The 18,848-nt window shown below is 72.4% G+C and carries 21 protein-coding genes and 3 pseudogenes; all 24 read left to right on the top strand.

Going from position 1 to position 18,848, the window contains the following annotated elements; genetic code table 11:
• Positions 1–16: 16 nt before the first annotated feature.
• The 24 genes and pseudogenes from ACR68M_RS18990 (at position 17) to ACR68M_RS18875 (ending at position 18,834) form a co-directional block, all read left to right on the top strand.
• Positions 17–1,138: a hypothetical protein gene (locus ACR68M_RS18990; RefSeq protein WP_441245291.1), complete on the top strand. Its 1,122-nt coding sequence runs from the start codon at positions 17–19 to the stop codon at positions 1,136–1,138.
• A gap of 95 nt (positions 1,139–1,233) precedes the next feature.
• Positions 1,234–1,992 carry a hypothetical protein gene (locus tag ACR68M_RS18985; protein WP_441245290.1) on the top strand — a complete coding sequence of 253 codons (759 nt, stop codon included), beginning with the start codon at positions 1,234–1,236 and terminating at the stop codon, positions 1,990–1,992.
• Positions 1,993–2,025: 33 nt separating this feature from the next.
• On the top strand, positions 2,026–2,523 hold the full coding sequence (locus tag ACR68M_RS18980) for a hypothetical protein (protein WP_441245289.1): 498 nt from the start codon (positions 2,026–2,028) through the stop codon (positions 2,521–2,523).
• Positions 2,524–2,600: 77 nt separating this feature from the next.
• Positions 2,601–3,107, top strand: a complete 507-nt coding sequence (locus tag ACR68M_RS18975) for a hypothetical protein (protein WP_441245288.1) — start codon at positions 2,601–2,603, stop codon at positions 3,105–3,107.
• A 127-nt stretch (positions 3,108–3,234) separates the two neighbouring features.
• Positions 3,235–4,506: a hypothetical protein gene (locus ACR68M_RS18970; RefSeq protein ID WP_441245287.1), complete on the top strand. Its 1,272-nt coding sequence runs from the start codon at positions 3,235–3,237 to the stop codon at positions 4,504–4,506.
• 33 nt (positions 4,507–4,539) lie between these two features.
• On the top strand, positions 4,540–5,199 hold the full coding sequence (locus tag ACR68M_RS18965) for a hypothetical protein (RefSeq protein WP_441245286.1): 660 nt from the start codon (positions 4,540–4,542) through the stop codon (positions 5,197–5,199).
• A 46-nt stretch (positions 5,200–5,245) separates the two neighbouring features.
• A complete protein-coding gene (locus ACR68M_RS18960) occupies positions 5,246–5,890 on the top strand; it encodes a hypothetical protein (protein ID WP_441245285.1) in 645 nt (214 codons plus the stop codon).
• A 93-nt stretch (positions 5,891–5,983) separates the two neighbouring features.
• Positions 5,984–7,772 (top strand): annotated as a pseudogene (locus ACR68M_RS18955) (type IV secretory system conjugative DNA transfer family protein).
• The gene (locus ACR68M_RS18950) at positions 7,769–8,260 is read left to right on the top strand and encodes a hypothetical protein (protein WP_441245284.1); all 492 of its coding nucleotides are present in this window, start codon (positions 7,769–7,771) and stop codon (positions 8,258–8,260) included. The pseudogene ACR68M_RS18955 and the gene ACR68M_RS18950 overlap by 4 nt, the downstream one beginning before the upstream one ends.
• 176 nt (positions 8,261–8,436) lie before the next feature.
• Positions 8,437–8,670, top strand: coding sequence for a hypothetical protein (locus tag ACR68M_RS18945; RefSeq protein ID WP_441245283.1), 234 nt, complete (start codon positions 8,437–8,439; stop codon positions 8,668–8,670).
• Entirely contained in the window at positions 8,670–9,866 is a 1,197-nt protein-coding gene (locus tag ACR68M_RS18940; protein ID WP_441245282.1) for a DnaB-like helicase N-terminal domain-containing protein, read from the top strand. The genes ACR68M_RS18945 and ACR68M_RS18940 overlap by 1 nt, the downstream gene beginning before the upstream one ends.
• An 8-nt stretch (positions 9,867–9,874) precedes the next feature.
• The gene (locus ACR68M_RS18935) at positions 9,875–10,444 is read left to right on the top strand and encodes a hypothetical protein (RefSeq protein ID WP_441245281.1); all 570 of its coding nucleotides are present in this window, start codon (positions 9,875–9,877) and stop codon (positions 10,442–10,444) included.
• A gap of 43 nt (positions 10,445–10,487) precedes the next feature.
• Positions 10,488–11,138: a hypothetical protein gene (locus ACR68M_RS18930; protein WP_441245280.1), complete on the top strand. Its 651-nt coding sequence runs from the start codon at positions 10,488–10,490 to the stop codon at positions 11,136–11,138.
• Positions 11,135–11,326 (top strand): annotated as a pseudogene (locus ACR68M_RS18925) (DNA cytosine methyltransferase); the annotation flags it as partial. The gene ACR68M_RS18930 and the pseudogene ACR68M_RS18925, both read left to right, overlap by 4 nt.
• Positions 11,316–11,693, top strand: a pseudogene (locus tag ACR68M_RS18920) (DNA cytosine methyltransferase); the annotation flags it as partial. The pseudogenes ACR68M_RS18925 and ACR68M_RS18920, both read left to right, overlap by 11 nt.
• Positions 11,694–12,023: 330 nt before the next feature.
• Entirely contained in the window at positions 12,024–12,332 is a 309-nt protein-coding gene (locus ACR68M_RS18915; protein ID WP_441251648.1) for a hypothetical protein, read from the top strand.
• 159 nt (positions 12,333–12,491) lie between these two features.
• A complete protein-coding gene (locus ACR68M_RS18910; protein ID WP_441245279.1) occupies positions 12,492–13,703 on the top strand; it encodes an MFS transporter in 1,212 nt (403 codons plus the stop codon).
• Positions 13,704–13,771: 68 nt separating this feature from the next.
• On the top strand, positions 13,772–14,440 hold the full coding sequence (locus tag ACR68M_RS18905) for an HAD family hydrolase (protein ID WP_441245278.1): 669 nt from the start codon (positions 13,772–13,774) through the stop codon (positions 14,438–14,440).
• 140 nt (positions 14,441–14,580) lie between these two features.
• Positions 14,581–15,156, top strand: coding sequence for a DUF4913 domain-containing protein (locus ACR68M_RS18900; RefSeq protein WP_441245277.1), 576 nt, complete (start codon positions 14,581–14,583; stop codon positions 15,154–15,156).
• Positions 15,153–15,908, top strand: a complete 756-nt coding sequence (locus ACR68M_RS18895; protein ID WP_441245276.1) for a glycosyl hydrolase — start codon at positions 15,153–15,155, stop codon at positions 15,906–15,908. The genes ACR68M_RS18900 and ACR68M_RS18895 overlap by 4 nt, the downstream gene beginning before the upstream one ends.
• Complete coding sequence (locus ACR68M_RS18890) at positions 15,905–16,420, top strand: hypothetical protein (RefSeq protein WP_441245275.1); 516 nt, start codon at positions 15,905–15,907, stop codon at positions 16,418–16,420. Before ACR68M_RS18895 ends, ACR68M_RS18890 begins: the two co-directional genes overlap by 4 nt.
• Positions 16,420–17,079, top strand: coding sequence for a hypothetical protein (locus ACR68M_RS18885; RefSeq protein WP_441245274.1), 660 nt, complete (start codon positions 16,420–16,422; stop codon positions 17,077–17,079). The genes ACR68M_RS18890 and ACR68M_RS18885 overlap by 1 nt, the downstream gene beginning before the upstream one ends.
• Entirely contained in the window at positions 17,076–17,924 is an 849-nt protein-coding gene (locus tag ACR68M_RS18880) for a winged helix-turn-helix transcriptional regulator (protein WP_441245273.1), read from the top strand. The genes ACR68M_RS18885 and ACR68M_RS18880 overlap by 4 nt, the downstream gene beginning before the upstream one ends.
• Positions 17,925–18,039: 115 nt before the next feature.
• Complete coding sequence (locus ACR68M_RS18875) at positions 18,040–18,834, top strand: DUF317 domain-containing protein (RefSeq protein WP_441245272.1); 795 nt, start codon at positions 18,040–18,042, stop codon at positions 18,832–18,834.
• The last annotated feature ends 14 nt before the right edge of the window (positions 18,835–18,848 follow it).

Here is an 18,848-nt window from a genome sequence, read left to right as displayed (position 1 = left end):
CTCGAAGGAGACGCCCGTGCATCCCGACTCCGTAACCGTGCTGTTCAGCGACACGGGCGGAGGCATCAACGCCCGCGTCTTCGGACCCTTCACTCCGGGCAAGCCCGCAGACGCTGCCAACCGCCAGCGCTACACCGACATCACCGTCCCGCTCGAACAGCGGGGACTCGACTGCACCATTGACTTCGGCCTCGACGACTACATCGTCAACGCGGAACTTCCCGACGGCAGCCACCTGACGATCTCGCCGGAGCAGTCCGACTACCCGGACGACACCCCTCCGGGCTGGCTGGTGACCCGGTCGAATCCCGATGACCCCGACCTGTTCGAGATCGTCTACGACAGCCAGGCCGGCGGCCCCCAGCAGTTCAACGCGGGGAGCGTCCCGCACCTGCTGGCCAGGGTCGATGCCCGCCTCGACGAGTTGGGCGTCGCGACACGAGAGCAGGCGGCGGCGGTGCAGCAGCGCGCCGAGTCCTTGCTGCACCGGGCCGGGTTCGTCCCCGTCGTCCGCTTCCGCGACAGCTACCACCGGCTGCCCGCTGCCATGGCTGATTCGGGCGAACGGCAGGCAGCGCTCGGCCGGGCTCTCGACCTCCTGCGGGACGAGGGGTACGGGTACGCCTTCCCCGCTGATCTGCTCGCCGCGGATCCGCGCCCCACCGCCGCCCCGGGCAACCAGCTTGGGGTCTCGCTACCCCTGGTCGGCCGGAGGATCGCCGAGGCCGGCCACACGCGGGAGGTCGTCGAGGCCCTCAGCGAGCTGACCGCCCCCGGCGACGGCGTCCTCGACCAGGTCCTCGGTGTCCTGGACGGAACTGCCGACTGGTGGGAGGGCCTCGGCGGCGGCGCGGATGCGCACTACGCCGCGCGCCTGCGCTACATCTCGGAGCACGTCGGGGGCTACGTGCGGGAGGTCCGGGCGATGCGGGGAGACCTCGCCGACCGGCACGCCCCGCATCCGGGCCGCTCCCGGCCAGCGCTCCCGCCCGTCCGCGCGATGGTCGCCGACGAGGCCCGGGTTGCTGCTGCCCTCGCCTCCTCCCCTACGGCGACCCGCACCCTCACCGGCCATCCCGTCGAAGCGGCCCTGGCTGCGGCTGCCGCCGCTGTGCGCCCGGCCGGGCCCCGCCGCTGACCACCACCGCCCGAAAGGAGCACGGCAGTGCCTCATTCGAACAGACCGCACCCCTCCGACCGCTCACCACCCGTACCCCGAAGCGGAGCCCCCTCGTGCCTGCCGAAGCCCCCGACTCCCTGCCCCACGTCACCCTTGGCCACCACCCCGATCACGGCATCGTCGCTGCCCTGCCCACGCAGTCGGCCGCCGCCCAGTGGTTCCTGGAGCGGCTCGAGTTCCAGCCTGTCCCCGGCCACCGGAGCCTGTATGCACTGACCGACCAGCACCGCGAACCGACCGAGCGCGCGGCCTGGGCCGCCAAGCTCCTCAACGGTGCCGGCTACCGCGTCGACACCGACCTGGCCCTCACGCCCAAGGCCGCCAGCCAACCGGCACGGAAGCAGGTCGATGCGCCCGTCCAACCACCGGCTCGTGAAGTGGACACGGGCCCTGACGTGGCCTTCGCAGAACACCCCCGGCTGGGCGTCGTTGCCGCCGTCGGTGGCAGCCAGCCGCTCAGCCCGGCCGTCTTCTTGGAGGTCGACGGCTGGCGCCACCACCGCGAGCTGGACATCTACCTCGCCCCGTCGGCTGGAGGGCGGGCCGAGTCGCTCGACGCGGTAGCCCACACCACGGTGGCGTTGCAGCGCGGCAACTACCAGGTGGCGATGCAGCCCGAGCTCGCCGAAGCCGTCGCCGCCCGCCGGGCCCCGGCACCCGAGGCGTTCACCACGCACAGGTTCCGCGTCGACGAGGCCGTCCTCGCCAAGAGCCCGGCGGCCCGGTCGGTGACCACCGCGAACGCCGCTGTCCCGACCGGCCCGCCACCTGCGGCAGCCGACCCGCGAGTCGCCTTCGCGCGTGCCCGCTGACCCCGAACCGCCCTGACTAGGAGAAGAACAGAGATGGCAGTGAAGAAGGTCTGGAAGATCACCCACTCGTGTGGGCACCACAGCGAGAGGGACCTCGGCAACCGCCCGGCCGACCGCCGCGCTGGGTTCGCCGACTGGCTCGCCAAGCAGGACTGCACCGACTGCTGGCGGGCGGCGAAGGACGGCGACGAAGCCGACAAGGCCGCCTGGCTGGAGGCGAAGCGAGCCGCCGAACAGGCGGAGTCGGATGCCTGGTCCGAGCAGTACCGGATGCCGCCACTGGAGGGCACCGACAAGGGCCGGGCCTGGGGCGTTCGCTGCCGCCACCAGGTACTGGCCGCCGCCTACACGGCCCTCGTCCTGGAGGCCGGCATGTCCGAGGCTGCCTGGGAGCAGATCGAGGAGCGGGCCCGTACGGTCACGCGCGCCGGCTGGTGGATCGACCAGCGCGCTTCCGATCCCGGAGACCTGGAGGAGCTGCTGGACGCGGCCGTGGACACGGACCGGCCGACCGAGAACCCCTTCGTGTGACCTGCCGGTGCCCTGTCCTGCTCCAGGGCACCGGCCTCATCTCTCCACTTCCGCAAGCCGATTGGGAATGCACCACCGTGTCCAACTACCCTCTGCACTGCACCGTCCGCCGGAGCGAGAGCACCACCGACTTGCTCACCGCGCTGCATGACGCCGACCCCGGCTTCGCCACCTACCTGCTGGCCGCCTGGGAACCCGATGCCGTCGCCCAGTCGGATGTCGCCCTGCCGCAGTTGGCGGCACTCCTCGACGAGCCGCTGGCGCTCCGCAAGCCCCGCACGGGGCACACCCCGTCCCGCCGTCTCACCTGGCACTGCTCGATCCGCAGTACCGTGCCGGCCTCGTTCACCGACGACGACTGGTTCGAGCTGGCCTGGGAGGTACTCGACGCCACCGGCATCGAGCCGGAAGGCGACCAGCACAGCTGCCGCTGGGTGGCTCTGCGCGCCACCAGCGACAGGCTCGACATCGTCGCCACCGTGATCCGCCAAGACGGCCGTTGGGCCCGGCTGCACAACGACGAGCACTTCGCCCGCTTCGCGTGCGAGAAGTTCAGCCGCGACCACGGGGCCTCGCCGCGCTGACACCCGTGCAGCTCCCGGCCACCGGCATCTACCACCGATCACCGGCCGGGCCAAACCGCCGGATCTGCGGATCCTCTCCCTGTCAGCCCGCTCGCCGGGTGCCGCCGACCGTCCGAGAGGGGACACCGTGATCGCCTACCTGCAGCGCGCCACCACCACGGCCGCGCTGATTCCCGCCCTCTACGGGCACGATGACCCCCGCTACCGGCTGCGGCCTCGGCTGATCGGTGCCAACTACCGGGGCGCCGACAAGCAGCTGCCTCTCTTCGGCGACCCGCAGGAGGTCCTCGGCGGCGGCGTCCTGGACGCCCCTGCTGCCCGAATCGGCTCCCGGGCGCCCGAGCGGCCGGTGTGGCTGTGTTCGGTCAGGTCAGATCCGCGACACCCGGACCTGACCGATGGCCAGTGGGCCGACGTCGCCCGGCGTCTGGTCACCGCCACCGGGCTCGCCCCCGAAGGCGACCCGTACGGCTGCCGGTGGGCCGCGATCCGCACCCTCGACCGCTCGGTGCACATCGTCGCCACCGTCGTCCGCGAGGACGGCAGCGTCCACAGCACCTACCGGGACGCCTTCCACGCGCAGGCCGAATGCCACCGCATCGCCACCGTCCTCGGTCACCTCAGCCGATCCGTCCCTTCCGTCACCACCGCCAAGGACTACCTCATGCCCACCCCCACGATCGCCATCAGCCTCGAACCGAGCGGCAGCGTCGTCGCCAAGGGCTCCAGCGACGACCTGTCCGCCGGCCTGCTCAAGCACGCAGGATTCGCCGAGAAGGGCGACTGGTACGGCCGCCGGCACCGGCTGCCCACCACCACCGCACCGGCCGACCGCGCCGCCATCGCCACGCATGCCGCCGAGATGCTGCGGGCCGCCCGCTACGACGTCGACCTCGACCCGGGGCTCGACACCGGCCTACTCGCGGGCAACGCCGACCGACACGAACTCGCCACCGCCAGCGGGCAACTCCTCCAACTCACCGACCAGATCCGCGGCGCCAGCGACTTCGGAGAGCTCGCCGCTGTGCTCGACGACCTGCTCGACCCGGACGGCGGGGTGCTGACCAGGGTCCACGAAGCCATGGAGGCCGCCTCCGAGCAGATCACCGACCTCGACCCCGAGCAGTTCGCGCTCTCCGACCGCTTCGGCTTCGCCGCCGACTTCATCTGCGCTGCCCAGAGCGAGCTGGCGGGTGCGCTCGACGAGGTACAGCGCGCCAAGTCCCACCAGGTCCCCGCAGCCACCGCGCTGGCCACCGCGCCCTACTCCGCTGCCGCCACCGACGCGGCCCGTGCCGTCTCCCCTGCCGTCACCGCCCGTGGGGTGCACGCCTCTGCCCCACCCGCCGCCCCGGCCTCACCGGCGGCAGCACCTCGACCCGCCACACACACCCGCTGACCACCAGCCCTATGCCTCTGGGGAGTTGCCGTAATGCCTGACCACTACTCGTCGATCGGCGAGGCGATCGGCGCTGCGATGAAGCACAACATCCGTCTCGCTCACGGACCGGCTGCCGACCCGCCGCTTCAGGTCCGCTACTTCCCGCCACCCGCCGCCGACCCGTACTCAATGCCCGGCATGATCTCGCGACTGGAGGTGACGGCGAGCCCACGGGACGTCGCCGGGATCGTCGAGGAGGCGACCGGCGTGCTGGTCGGTCCTTTGCCGCAGCTCACCGAGCTGGTCGCCGCATCGGCCGACTGGGCCAGGGCTCGGCTCGACTTCGACGTCCCTCACGACAACCCGGCCTTCGACGTGTGGGCACGGCTGGCCTCCGCCCACAAGATGCTGGCCCACGCCCAGGAGGACCTGGACGCCGCCATCGACGGCATCGCCGCGTTGCCGGCCGGGCTCAGCGATCCACGGCACCACGACGTGGTCCAGGTCCTACGGACGCGGGAGCTGCTGCACGACGTCATGGGCGCCCCGGCGCCCGCACCCGGCGACGAAGCCACGCGGCGACAGGCCGCCCTCGCCGGATCTCCCAACGCCCCTACCCAGCGCCCGGCCTCGCCCCCCGCCGTACCCGCGACACCGGCCACCGCACCTTCCCCGGTACCGGTGGCCCCGCCCACCGGCCGCACCCGCTGAGCGCCGCAGAGGCGCCCCAACTCCCCTTCTGCTCAGGAGAATCCCAATGTTCCACAACTTCACTCCCGCGCCCCGAGTCACGTTCACCTGGGACTCGCGGGGCAACCTCACCGCCGAGGCCGACTCCAACCCCGAACTGGTCGCCACGCTCCTCGTGCACGCCGGTTTCACCCCCGCCACCGGCACACCCTCCGCGCTCCCCACCCTGCCTGGCGGCATGGACCTCGAAGCGGTGCGGGACGTGCTGGCGTACGCCGACCACATGCTCCGCGCCGCCCGGTATGTGACGGCCATGCCGCCCGCACTGAAGACGATCCACGGCCATGCCGAACGGTTCAGCTACCGGCTCAGCCCCACCGAATCCCTCGAAGCCGCCATCGAGCAGCTCTCCGACTCCCTGTACCACTGCGAGGACGTTGCCGACATCGCGCGCATCTCCGACACGATCTTCAACGAGGGCGAGGGAGTCCTGCTCGCCGTCGACAATTTCGCCCGGACCGCCGCACACAACCTGGCCGCCTTCGACACCGAGGAAGCCGGTGCCATCGCCGACCAGTTCCTCAGCATCGCCCGGCGGCTGGACACCATCACCTCGGTCTACGGCTTCATCGGCGAGAACCTCCTCGACCTCCATGACAACGTGACCGCCGCCCAGCCGTCCGTTGTCCCGGCCACCACCCCCACCAGCTGAAACGTTCCCTCCCCCCGCCAGGAGAAGTCCCGTGATCCGTACGAGAGCCGAGCGCGCCCCGCCCCCGCCCGCTCGCACACACCAGGAACTGCCTTGCCCTCCCCGCGCACCAGCGCGCCGTCAACCACCACCGGGTCCGACGCGCTCCTCTACCTCCTCTTCGGCGCACTCGGCGCCGCCCTCGCCTTCGGCTCCCTCGCCTGGCTGACCGGCAACATCGCCAACTCCTTCTTCGGCAGCGGACCGTGGTCCCCGTTCCGCGCCACCGACGCCCTGCTCCACCCCGATGTGCTGTGGCCGAACCTGAGCGCCACCGCGCTGCTGGTCGGCGCCCGCATCGTCCCCGCCCTGCTCACCATCGCCCTGACCGTCACGGTCCTGGTGCTGTGGATGCGCTGGCGCGGCGGTGCGAAGACCGGACTCGCCCGCAAGGCCGACCTCACCCCGCTGCTGGACCGCGAGGTCACCGCGAAGGCCCGCAGCCTGCGCCCGAGCCTGAACGGCCGGGAGTGTAAAAGAGGTCGCACCGAATGACCGGGGCATCCTGGTCGGCACGCTCTCCCCTGGCAAGGCCGAGGTCCGCGCCTCCTGGGAGGACGTCCTCGTAGCGATCATGGCACCGCGTTCCGGCAAGACGTCCGGTCTGGCGATCCCGGCGATCCTCGCAGCCCCGGGCCCGGTGCTGTTGACGTCCAACAAGGCGGCCAACGACGCCTACACCACGACGGTCGACGCACGGGCGGAGGTGGGCACCGTCTGGACGCTCGATCCGCAGCAGATCGCGCACCACCCGCGCGAGATGTGGTGGGACATCCTCGCTGACGCCCGGGACCTTGCCGGGGCCAAGCGGCTCGCCGGCCACTTCGTCACCGCGTCGGTGGACGAGTCCAGCGGCTCCGACTTCTGGTCGACCGCGGCGAGCAACACACTCGGCGCGCTGTTCCTGGCGGCCTCCAGCCACCGGCGACCGATCACCGACGTCCTGGCCTGGCTCGCCTCCCCGGCCGACCGCACCCCTGTCGACCTGCTCGCCGATGCCGGCCACCACGCCGTCTCCTCCCAGCTCCAGGGCACCGTCTCGGGTGCGACGGAGACGCGGGACGGCATCTACGAGACGGCACGGCAGTACGCGAGCTGCCTCCTGGACCCGGAGATCGCCGCCTGGGTGACCCCGACGAAGGGCCTGCCGGAGTTCAAGCCGTTCGACTTCGCCACCTCCCGCGACACCCTGTACCTGCTCAGCAAGGACGGCGGCGGGAGTGCGTCGGCGATCATCGCCGCTGCGGCCGACGCGGTGATGCGGGCGGCCGTGATCGTCGCCGAGCGCTCCGGCGGACGGCTCGACCCTCCGGCGCTGTGCGTCCTGGACGAGGCCGCCAACGTGTGCCGGATCTCCGATCTCCCGGACCTGTACAGCCACTTGGGCAGCCGGGGCGTCATCCCGATGACCATCCTGCAGTCCTACCGACAGGGCCAGCGCTGTTGGGGCGAGGCCGGCATGGACGCCCTCTGGTCCGCTGCCACCGTCAAGGTGATCGGGTCGGGTATCGACGACGCCGACTTCGCGGACAAGCTGTCGCGGCAGATCGGCGAGCACGACGTGCAGACCACCTCCGTCTCCACCTCCGACGGCGGCAAGTCCACCTCGGTGTCGATGCGCACCGAGCGGATCCTGCCTCCGGACGCCATCCGCGCGCTGCCCAAGGGCAAGGTCCTGCTGTTCGCCACCGGCATGCGGGTGGCGATGCTCGACCTCAAGCCCTGGTACAAGGAGCGCTCCGCCAAGGAGATCGGCCCGGCCTCCACCCGCGCCACCAAGGCGATCACCGAGCGTGCCCTCGCCAAGGGCGCTGACCGCGACGACTTCGGGCTGGTGTCGTGAACCACCGGCGCACCACCTCCCGACAGCCTGACCTCCGGTCCAGCATCACGCAGCCGTCGTTCGTCGGCCCAGGCTGGCGCCGCTCGCACGGCAACACCTGGGTCTACCAAGACCTCCCGGGGGCCGCCCGCATCCACGCCACCCTGCTGGACGACGGGAACTGGTTCCTGGACCTGTGGTCGGCGCAGAACCGGCTGCTCGCCCGCGGTTCGGCTCCCGCCGACGAGGTCGGTGCGCTAGCACCGGCTCTCACCTCCAACGCCACCCGATGGGCGCCTCCGCCCGGCATCGAAGCCTCCCATCGCCGCTTCGCCGAAACCGTCGAGGCAGTACGGGACGGCAGCCGGCTCACGCCGGACGAGACCAGGGTCCGAGCGGCCACCGCCGCCTCGCCAGCAGGCGCCCTCGCCGGACGCCGTCCTGCCTCGGCACATCCGCTACCGGACGCGCGCCCGGCTCCACCTGCCGCTGCCCGCCACAGCCGTTGACCCCCGTCCCTCACCGAAGGTCCTTCCCCGATGTCCATTTCGACGCCATCGCTGACGCCGACCTGGAGAACGGCGAGGCCGACGGCTGCTCCCCGTGGGCTTGCCGGTCTGGCTCTCCCGCAGCGGGCGATCTCGCGCTCGCCGCCTAATCCCCTTACGAAGACTTGGAGTTGACCATGTTCGGAAGTACCTCGTCGTCTCGTGTCCCGCGCTCCGATCGGCTGGCGGGTTCTCCGGTCGTCCGTCGTGGCGGCCAGTGGTGGCTCGTCACCGGTAGCGGGTCGATCCTGGCGACGGACCCGACCTTCACCGGTGAGCTGGACCGCTTCGCCGCAGCCATGGCCGCCGCCGACCGTGAAGTCGCCCGCATCCGGGACGAGCGGGCAGCCGCCCGGAAGGAGGGGCCGTGATGGACGCCCTGCTCAAGGGCGAGCAGGCTGTCCTCGGCGCGGTCCTGCTCGACCCGGCCGAGCTCGACAGGTTGTCCTGGCTGATGCCTGCCGACTTCTACCGGCCGGTTCACCAGGCCCTCTTCGCCGCGATGCGGACGATCAACGCCAGGGAGCGGCCGACCCGCGAGGCGGACGGCACGGTGCCGATGTCCTGGCTGACTGGCACCGTCGCCGAGGCCGGCCGTCACGTACGCGGGCTGAGCGCTTCCTACGCGCACACTCTCATCGCCGCGTGCCCGCGTCCGCAGAACGCCCCGGTCTACGGCCGGATGGTGCTCGAAGGCTCCATCCATCGGACGGTGACGGAGCATGCCATCCGGCTGGAACACGTCGCCCGCGTCGATGCCGAGCAGCAGCAGGTCGACGGTGTGCTGCACCACGCCGACGTCCTGGCAGATGTTCTCAGCGACCTCGCCAGCCGCTGGGGCACCGAGCCTCGGCCACTCGCTCCGCCGTCTACCGCTGCGGGACTCGCGCAGCCGACACCGATGCCGGTCGTACCCGCACAGACCGAGGACGAGCAGTTCCTGCTGGCTGTCCTCGTCAGCCAACCCTCGGCCATGGCCGAGGTCTACGACTGGCTGCGGCCCGGCGACTTCGCCGAGCCCGGGAACGGCCAGGTCTACCGCTGCCTGGGGGCACTCCACCACCGGGGTGAACCGATCGACGAGGTGACCGCCCTGTGGGAGGTCCAGCGGCGCGGTCTGCTGGCCGACGGCACGCTCTCCCAGGAGCACCTCGACCGCGTCTTCGGCGGACCGGGAGCGGGCTCGGCCGAGTGGCTGGGCGACCGGGTCATCCGTTCCTCGGTCGTACGCACCGCTGCCGGGGCCGCCACCACGATCCGGGGCCTGGCCGAGAACGAGGCCATGGCGCCCGGCCGTCTCATCGGCCAGGCCCTGCATGCGCTCGGCTCGCTCGACGAGGTCCGCGCCCGCTGGCGCACGGCCAACAACCGCCTTTCCCCGGGCGCCGAGAAGGCCGGCCCGCCGGAACCGTCCGCTCCTGCGGCCCGGGTGCACGCGGCGCTGGCCCGCAGCTCCCCCCGGCCGGCGACCGCGAAGGGCGTCCCGTCGGCCGCTCCCCTTGCCCGGTCGGGCACCGCATCGCCCCGCCGCACGTCGCCCTCCCCTCATCACCGGAGCGTCCAGTGAACAGCCCCATGTCGGAGACCTTGCTGCTGCACGCCACCGCAGCCTCGCTCGACGCCCAGCGTGACAAGTTGCCCACGGTGCACGCCCCGTTCCGGCTTCCCGACCCCATCGCCGTGGGCCGCCAGATCACCGAACTCGGCGGGTCCATCGTCGAGATGGGAGACGAGTACCTGTTCCGCGCGGAGGTGTCCGCACCGCAGGCGCACACGGTGCGCGCGGCCGAGGCGTTCGCGAACGCTGTCGGCAGCGTCGCCCAGGCGGCCTCCGCCCTCGGCACGGTCGCCCAACAGCTCGCCTTCGTCGCTCATACGGCCGGTAAGCGCGGTGAGCCCGCGTACGAGGACGCTCACACGATCGCGGGTGAGACCGTCGAGTTCGCCGTCGAGACAGCGCGCGACGACCTCGCCGAGGCGGCCCGGACTCTTCGGACGGCTGCCTCGGCCATCTCCCCGCCGTCGGTCCAGCTCAGGCGGGCCGCCCTCGCCCGCTCTCCGGCTGCCGCGTTCTCCGGGGCGGCGCCGACCACGGCCGCCGCCGCAGCTGCTCCGGCCCAGCTGGTCCCCGGCCGTGCCCGGTGAACCTTCAATCCCCCATCCACGACTACCGCTTCAGGGAGTGACCATGCTTGACGACGATGCCCACCACTACGCCGCCCGGCTCAAGTCGGCCGCGACTGAGCTCGCCCGCGCCAGTGCCCGGCATCCCTACTCCTTCTCCAACGCCTACAGCAACGGCCGCGAGGTTGCCGTCTGCGATCTCGCCGAGGCCGTGGAGCGCGTGGAGTTCCACCATCGCGCGGCCATCAGCGAGGCGGGCTTCCACTCGCAGGACCCCCGTTCCAGTGCCCGCTCTTCCGTCCTGGCCCGGGAGTGGAGTTCCACCGGGTCAGTCCTGGCCCGAGTCAGCCTGGATCTCACACGGGCAGTGGAGGTGTCGAGCCATCTCGCCGACGCCCGCGTGCGGGCCCCGGAGACCGCCAGCACCTTCGAGAAGCAGGCCGCCGCCGAGGTCGACCGTCTCCTCGCCAACGCCCGGACGGGGATCGACCGTGCCGTCGACATGATGTTCTACAGCGCCGACTACCTGACCGGCGAGCGCCCACTCCCGGCGCCGGACCTGGCCAACCTGTTCGCCACGACGAGGGAGCCGGGGCCGGCGTCAGAGCGGGAGAGGGCAGCACTGTCCCGGTCCGGCAGCAGCGCCTTCCCCGCCCTGTCGCCCACCCCGCACGCCCCCACGACGGCTCCGACCGCCCGCCGGGTCCAGCGGTGACGGCTGTGGCCCCGGACTCCTCGTGCGCCCCGCTGATCGGATCGCTGTGCAGTGGGTACGGCGGACTCGACCTCGGTGTCCAGGCCGCACTGGGCGGCCGTCTCGCCTGGCACGCCGAAGTCGACCCCGCACCGGCCGCGATCCTCGCCCGGCACTGGCCCGGGGTGCCGAACCTGGGTGACATCACGACGGTCAACTGGGCCGACGTTCCGCAGGTCGGTGTCCTCACGGCCGGCTTCCCCTGTCAAAGACGTCTCGGTCGCCGGACGCCGCGCCGGACTGAACTCCGAAACCCGATCAGGGCTTTGGCTGCATGTCGCGCGTGCTGTCGAAGCCCTCCGCCCCTGCCTCCTGGTGGTCGAGAATGTACGCGGACTCCTCACCTCCCCCGCCGGTTCCCCTGGCGACGTGGAGCCCTGCCCGTGGTGTCTGGGAGACGACCCAACCCAGCCTGATCTGCGGGCACTTGGTGCCGTACTCGGCACCCTTTCCGAGCTCCGGTACGACGCGAAGTGGCTCGTGCTTCGCGCCTCCGACGTCGGCGCACCCCATCACCGGGCCAGGGTCTTCCTCACCGCCTGGCCCGCCGACCACGGTGCTGAAGACGCCGACCAGCAACATCGCGAAGAACGGCGGCAGCCAGCACCCGGCCAAGCGCAAGAGCGGCGGCCACGGGCCGAATCTGGCGGACGAGGTGGAGTGGCTGCTGCCTACCCCGAAGGCCAGCGACGGGATCAAGGGCTCGCCGAACCAGCGGCACGGCGGCGGGGACCTGACCCTGCCCTCGGCGGCGGCAACGCTTCGGCCCTCCTCGCCCCGGCGACCGGTCTCGCGGGCTCCCTGGCGACCGGTGCCCCCGGCGGCGGCCTCGGTGGCGCTGCCGCTGTGGGAGGACCCGGCACCCCAGAGCGAGCCGACCCCGGGAGGTGGGGACCGTACGCCGTCGCCGTCGCCCGGTGGGAGACGCTCACCCGCCCGGCGCCGCCGGCCGCCGACGAGGGCGGCAGGCTGCGGGCCGAGTTCGTCGAGTGGATGCAAGGGATCCCGGCGGGCTGGGTGACCGCCACCCCGGGACTCGGCCGCCCGGCCCAGCTCACCGCCCTCGGCAACGGCGTGGTGCCCCAACAGGCTGCCAAGGCTTTGGAGTTGCTGGATCCACCCTTTCCCCGCTGCCCGCGCTGCCGGGCGCGGTAGGCGGCTTCTAGCTGCTTTTGACGGCCGTACCAAATCGCGGATTCTCCGGACTCTTCTCCCGGCAGCCGCACCAACCGAGAGGGCTGCCATGCCTGCGCATGCCCCGGCTCGCCGGGCACTCGCCCGCGCGCCGCCGACCGCACGACCGAAGGACTCCCCTTGAGCACCACCCCCGTCGTCTCCGGCCGGGCCCAGGACAGCAGCTACCGGGCTGTCCTGGGCGCCCCGCACGTCGCCCGCCTCCTCGCAGGCACCCTGATCGGACGGCTGCCCACCGGCATGGCCCCGGTAGCGATCCTGCTGCTGGTGCGGGCCGAGCACGGCTCGCTGGCCCTGGCCGGGCTGCTCGGTGCGCTGTACGGCCTGGCCGCCGCGATAGGCCAGCCGATGCTCGGCCGCCTCGTCGACCGCTACGGCCAGACCGTGGTCCTCTACACCGCCGCCCCTTCCGCGAGTGCGGCGTTCCTGCTGCTGCCGTGCACCGGCCCGACGCGACACCCCGTGCTCGCCGCGCTGTCCGTACTGGTCGCCGGCCTCGCGACCCCGCCACTGGAGGCCGGCCTCCGGGCTCTGTGGTCACACGTCCTGCCCGACCCCGCCCGCCAGCGCGCCGCCCTGTCCCTGGACAGCAGCTCCCAGGGCTTGGTCTTCGTGCTCGGCCCGCTGCTGGCCACCGCTTTCGCGGCTGGTGCCGGAGCCCCCGCCGCGCTGGCGGCGACCGCGGCACTCGGCCTGCTCGGCACCGGCCTGGTCATCACCGCCGAACCGTCCCTCGCATGGGCACCGAACCCCCCGGTCGAGCGCACACACCGGATGGGGCCGCTTCGGGTGCCGGGTCTGCGAGTTCTGTTCGCCGCTCTCACCGGGACCGGCGTCGCCCTCGGCGCGGTGAACGTGCTCGCCCTCGCCTCCGCCGAGCGCCACCACGCCGACTGGTTGTCCGGGGTGATGCCCGCCGCACTGTCCGTCGGCAGCATGCTCGGCGGCCTGGCCTACGGCCGCCGCGCCTGGCCCGGCGCACCCGCTCGGCACCTGGTGGCCGCCTCGATCGGCTTCGCCGCTGGGTGGATGGTGCTGCTGACCGATCCGATGCCCGCCATCGCCGTGCTCGGCGCCGTCCTGCCCGGCAGCTTCCTCGCCCCACTGCTGACCGCGAGCTTCCTGACCGTCGACCGCCTCGCTCCCGACGGCGAATCGACCGAGGCGTTCGCGTGGCTCATCGCCTGCATCGGCGTCGGCCAGGCCGCCGGCACCGCCCTCGCCTCCCTCGCCAGCTCCGCAGGGCCGCTGCCCGCCGCCCTCGTCCCGCTCGCCGGGGCCGCCGCCGCCTTGTGGCTGCTGCGGCGCTTCAACCACCTGCTCTCCACCTGACCACTCCCCGCCTCTGCCGAAAGCGCCCCATGAACACCAGCTACTCTTCTGCAACTCCTTTCCCTGCCATGCACGTTGTGTGGGACTGGAACGGGACGGTCAAGGACGACCTCGACGACCACGTCAACGCGCTGAACGCGACGCTGCCCGCTCTCGGCGGCGACCTCGTCAACCAGGAGACCTACCGGGCCAAGCACACCGTCCCGATTCCGAACTTCTACGCCCGCCTGCTCGGCCGCGAGATCACCGAGCAGGAGTGGCTGGACAGCGACAGCGCGTTCCTGGACCACCTGCGCGCCCAGCCCGTCCGGGTCCGCGATGGCGCCGTCGAGCTGATGACCGCGCTGCACGAGGCCGGACACACCCAGTCGCTGCTGTCGCTGTGCCCGCACACCACGCTCCTCGCCGAGGTCGACGAGGCCGGGATCGGGCACTTCTTCGACCGGATCGACGGGCGCACCGGCGCGTCCGGCGGCACCAAGGCCGCTCCGCTGGCCGCCCACCTAGACGCGCTCGGCCTCACCGGCCAGGGCCACCGGGTGCTTCTGGTCGGCGACGCCGTCGACGACGCGGATGCTGCCCACGCCAACGGCGCCCACGCGGTCCTGCACACCGGCGGGCTCCACCACCCCGCCAAGCTCGCCGCCGCCGGCCATCCCCTTGCCGACTCCCTCGCCGCCGCCGTCGCCCTCGGATCGCAGCTCATCGCCCGGACCGCTCACCCCGCCTGCGTCTAGCACGACTTGGCGGCCGTGCCAAACCGCCGAATCTGCGGATCCTCTCCCTACCCGCACCCCTGGAGCACGCCCGTGACCCGCCGAAGAAGACCCTCTGCACCCCTCGCACCCCCTGTCCGTCCGAACCACCTGGATGTGCCATGTCCGACCCGACCGCGGGCACCCCCGAGCCCGAGCCGATCCGCATTCCCGACGAAGACCTCGACGACCTCGCCAGCTCCCTCGCGCGCACCATCGCCGAGGTCCGCCAGCACGGCGTCCTCCTGGACCGCCTGGGCACCGAAGCCGACACTCCCGGCATCGAGGAGCCCGCGACGCCCGCCGAGAGCGAACCTGGCGGCCCGACCTCGGTGTTCATCCTCGCCATGGGCGGCGCGGAGTACGCCGCCGAGCTGGCCGGTCTCGGCAACTGGGTCACCCACGTGCTCCTGCCGACCTACGGCCGGGAGATCAGCTCCACCCGCCCCTGGTGCTCGGCCTGGTACGAGCACCAGGAGGCCGTCGCCCGTCTCCACGGGCTCTGGCTCGCCTGGCAGCAGCTCACCGACGCGGAGGCCGGCCTCACCGGTCCCTCGACCTGGCACCGCGATCATCTCGACCACGCACTCCTCCAACTCCGCGCCCCTGACGGCCCGTTCGGCGCATGCACCACGAGCCCGGCCCGGTCCAACCACCGCGTGCTGGCCACGCCCGACCAGCTGGGACGCACCGCATGACGACCACCGACTTCTACCTCGACTTCCAGCTCGACGACCTGGAGCCCGCCGACGACCACGCTGCCGAGGTGTACGACCGCACCTGGGTCGACGACTTCACCCTGATCTCTCGCCAGGACGTGGGCGAGCGCAGTTTCATCGTCGCCTTCGACGCTGCGGCCACCTGGGACATCCCCAACACGGCCAACATCGTCTCCTTCGATGTTGTCCGCGACAGCAGCCAGAGCAGGTTCAGCATGCACCGGGCCGGGCACGCCACGGTCGCGTTCGCTCAGCGCTGGCTCGTCAACCGCGGCTGCCCTCCGGACGCGCTCGCGCCGGTCATCGACGTCCCCACGCCGGCGGACGAGCTGACCGTCCGCGTCGAGGACCGTATCCGCCGCTCTGGCACTCGCCTGGAGGTCGTCGACTACCAGGTCATCGACGGGGGCGACGTCGAGGGCTGGAGCATCGCCGTCGACCGTCAGGACAAGGAGCTGCCTGTCCGCCTGTTTCTCGAATCAGTCCAGCCCGACCAGTTCACCTACACGGTGCGCGAGGGGGCGTTCGCGGATCACGCCGCCGCCGAGGACTGGCTGGAGAAGCGCTCCACCCCGCTGCCCAAGGCGCCCGAGTACCGCCTCGATGCAGAAGCTCTGCGCACCAGCGCTGCACTCTCCCGCACTACGGCGCTTCCGGTGGCGGCAAGCACCACCGCGAACGCCCCCGCCACGCCCGTCAACTCCCCGCAGACTTTCGGGAGGTCACTGTGAGCCGCGCCAAGTTCGCCTTCGCCGCGCACCCCGACGCCATCGCCGACCTGCGTGAACTCCCGGAGCCCATCCGGGACCAAGCCCTGCTGCACCTGCAGGACCTGGTCCACGGCGAGCGCGTCGCCAGCCGCCTCGACGGACGGCTGGAGGGCTGCCACAAGATCGTCCTCGGCGCGGGCGGCGACTGGGCCACCCACCGCCTGGTGGTGCAGTTCCGCGAGGCCCCGCCCACCTCCCAGCACTCCCGCGAGGTCTACCTCGTCTCCGCCGGCCCCCGCCTCGACTACGCGGTCTACCGCTCGGCCCAGAACAGGCTGGGCCGCACCGGGCTCAGCGTCACCCCCGACATGGACCCGGGCCAGCAAGCCCGCATCCGGGCAGCTCAGGAGGCGCGCGTCCAGGCCGCCCGTGCCCGATCCGCGCACCTCCCGCAGAACCACCGCCCCGTCGGCGCCACCCACACCACCGCCTCGCCCGGCTTCACCCCCACCCCCGCCCGAAAGGCCCGATGATGACCACCGACGCAACGCCCAGCCGCTCCGACCTCGCCGGTTGGCTCACCGACGCCGCCCAGGCCGTCGCCGGAGTCCTCACCGCCGAGTACGCCACCCCGGCCGCCCGCTCCTACCTCCACCCAGTCCTCGGGCCGCTCGCCGCCGGGCCCCGCGTGGTGGGCGAGCTGAACTTCCGGTTGGAGGACCTGCTCGACGAGCCGCTGCCGGCCACCCCCGTCGGTCTGTTCGCGCTCGCCTCCTACGCCTCCGCACTGGGCTGGCTGACCGAGTCCCTCGCCGACCTCACCACAGCGGTGGACGCGATCTGCACCCGCGCGGGCATCCCCGCGCTGGAGCCCGAAACCGTGGCCGTGCTCGACCCGGCCGCAGACCACGAAGGCTTCGACTACGTCTTCAACGCCCTGGAGCTGGCCGCGATCCAGACCGCAGCCGACGCGGCCGGGATGACACCCGGCGTCTACGTCGAGGTCCTCGCCGACGCCCTGCGGGCCGCCGCCGCCATCACCGACGCCTGCATGGAGATCAGCAGCGGCCTGATCGAGGACGCCCAGTACATCGTCGACGAGGCCGCCAGCGACGTCCGGATCAGCGAAGGCCCCGGCAGCCTCCCCACCCTGGTCCGCTCCCTGCTCGCACGCATGGAGGCAGCCGAGTGAACCCCCACGACCCGCTCAAGACGCCCGGCGCCCAGACCGCCACCGCCACGCTCACCGATGCTGATCCGCAGCGCGTCGAGGGCGTCCTGCGCCAGCTCGCCCCGAAGTGGACCACCGGGGTTGTCCACACCATCGCCAAGTACGGCCCGGAGATGCGGGTGCGTGACCTCGCCCAGTACTTCCCGTCGGTTACTCAGCAGTTCATCGGCAAGCGGCTGGCCACCATGCACGAGACCGGGCTCGTGCGACGCGACGCCGAGTTCGACCGGACGGCTCCCTACCGCCTCAGCCAGCGGGCGCTCACCCTCGGACCCGTGTACCGGTCCCTGGCGCAGTGGTCGTCGGAGCACGTCGAGCGGACGCCGACGAGTCGCAACGACCGGATCGAGGACGCGCTGCGTCGCCTGCAGCCGCTCAACACCACCAAGGTCGTCCAACTGCTGGCCGAGCACGGCAGTCTCCGGTTCACCCATCTCGCCGAGGGCGTCGGCGTCTACGAGCAGCTGATCGCACCCCGGCTCGCGCGGCTCCAGGAGGACGGCCTGGTCATCCGGGCCGGCTCCCGGCACGGCGACCCGTACACCCTGACCGAGGCCGGACAGGCGCTCGGCCCGGTCTACGCGGCCATCCAGCGCTGGGACGACCGCTGGGTCGGCGCCGCCACCGTCGCGGTGCCGACCGCCGTGCGCACCTTCGCCGCTCCGGTCAACGGCGACGGCATCCGCACGGCTGCGGCGCTGCGCCGGAGCGCGGTGCCGGCCGCACTGTTCAGCCACTCCACGCCGCATCAATCCCGTACGGCCCCTGCGGCAACAGCAGCCTCCAGCCCGGCGCGCGGGCGGTGAACGCCGTGATCACCCGCCACAGACCCGTCCCCCACCGCCGCCACGGGCCCGCTCGCCGCGCTGTCGTCGCGTTCGCCGGGCGGGCCCGCCCACCGCCAGCTCAAGGAACATTTCGGTGTCCTCCACCACCCCTCCTCTGCTCGTCCAGCCGCTGCGACTCGCCGGTCCCGGAGACCCTCGGCTGATCACTACCCCACTGACCGCCGTCCACGGTTGGAGCCGCGCGCACACGCCCGACGGCGGCCTCCGCCTCACCAGCCCCTGTCGAACCGCCGTCCTCACCGGCGACGGAGCCGCCGGCCGCGCGGGCACCTGGACCGTCCACGGGCACAGCGGCCCCGGCACCGATCCCCTGTGGCGGGCCACCTTCGGTCCCGGCACACCCGCCGAGATCACCGCCGCGTTCTGCACCGTGCTCGCCGACGGCCTGCGCACCCGGCACCGTGACTACCTGCTCGGCGGACCGCACTATCGGCCTGACACCCCAGCCTCCGTCCTGGCCGACCGCGGCTGGCGGCCCGACCAGGCTCCCAAGGGCTTCCACGACCAGGCGGCGCCGGACCACACCGCCGTCTACCGGCACCGGGTCGGCCACCAGCCCCACGACGCCGAGGTCGCCGGGCTGGCCCCACCGTCGTGGAGCATGCTCGGCGGCGACCCGCAACACCCGTCGTGGCGTGCGGAGTTCACGATCGGCCTGCCGTTCTACCCGCTCGTACACGCGGCCCGCGCCTTCAGCAGCACCTCACCGGTGCAGCGGCGCGTCGGCGACATACCGACCCGCCACCTGGCCCTCGTGACCGTACGGCGCCCTTCCCGGAGCACCCCCGCCCGCCCGATGCCGCCGGCCTGGTCCGGTCCTTCCACACCGCCCGCTTCCCGGCCCGCGCCCGCAGCGCGGCGCCGCTGACCCCTGGGGCCTTC

The sequence above is a fragment of the Kitasatospora sp. McL0602 genome, assembly GCF_052076145.1.
Taxonomy (GTDB): Bacteria; Actinomycetota; Actinomycetes; order Streptomycetales; family Streptomycetaceae; genus Kitasatospora.
Note: the sequence above shows the minus strand (reverse complement) of the source record. Positions and strands in the feature narration are given on the sequence as shown.

What these genes read in the sequence shown, in the direction of transcription:
- ACR68M_RS18900 (WP_441245277.1), top strand. Translation starts at nt 14,581, where the DNA reads ATGTCCGACCCGACCGCGGGCACCCCCGAGCCCGAGCCGATCCGCATT.
- ACR68M_RS18885 (WP_441245274.1), top strand. Translation starts at nt 16,420, where the DNA reads ATGACCACCGACGCAACGCCCAGCCGCTCCGACCTCGCCGGTTGGCTC.
- ACR68M_RS18935 (WP_441245281.1), top strand. Translation starts at nt 9,875, where the DNA reads ATGTCGGAGACCTTGCTGCTGCACGCCACCGCAGCCTCGCTCGACGCC.
- ACR68M_RS18930 (WP_441245280.1), top strand. Translation starts at nt 10,488, where the DNA reads ATGCTTGACGACGATGCCCACCACTACGCCGCCCGGCTCAAGTCGGCC.
- ACR68M_RS18960 (WP_441245285.1), top strand. Translation starts at nt 5,246, where the DNA reads ATGTTCCACAACTTCACTCCCGCGCCCCGAGTCACGTTCACCTGGGAC.
- ACR68M_RS18980 (WP_441245289.1), top strand. Translation starts at nt 2,026, where the DNA reads ATGGCAGTGAAGAAGGTCTGGAAGATCACCCACTCGTGTGGGCACCAC.
- ACR68M_RS18940 (WP_441245282.1), top strand. Translation starts at nt 8,670, where the DNA reads ATGGACGCCCTGCTCAAGGGCGAGCAGGCTGTCCTCGGCGCGGTCCTG.
- ACR68M_RS18965 (WP_441245286.1), top strand. Translation starts at nt 4,540, where the DNA reads ATGCCTGACCACTACTCGTCGATCGGCGAGGCGATCGGCGCTGCGATG.
- ACR68M_RS18895 (WP_441245276.1), top strand. Translation starts at nt 15,153, where the DNA reads ATGACGACCACCGACTTCTACCTCGACTTCCAGCTCGACGACCTGGAG.
- ACR68M_RS18945 (WP_441245283.1), top strand. Translation starts at nt 8,437, where the DNA reads ATGTTCGGAAGTACCTCGTCGTCTCGTGTCCCGCGCTCCGATCGGCTG.
- ACR68M_RS18905 (WP_441245278.1), top strand. Translation starts at nt 13,772, where the DNA reads ATGCACGTTGTGTGGGACTGGAACGGGACGGTCAAGGACGACCTCGAC.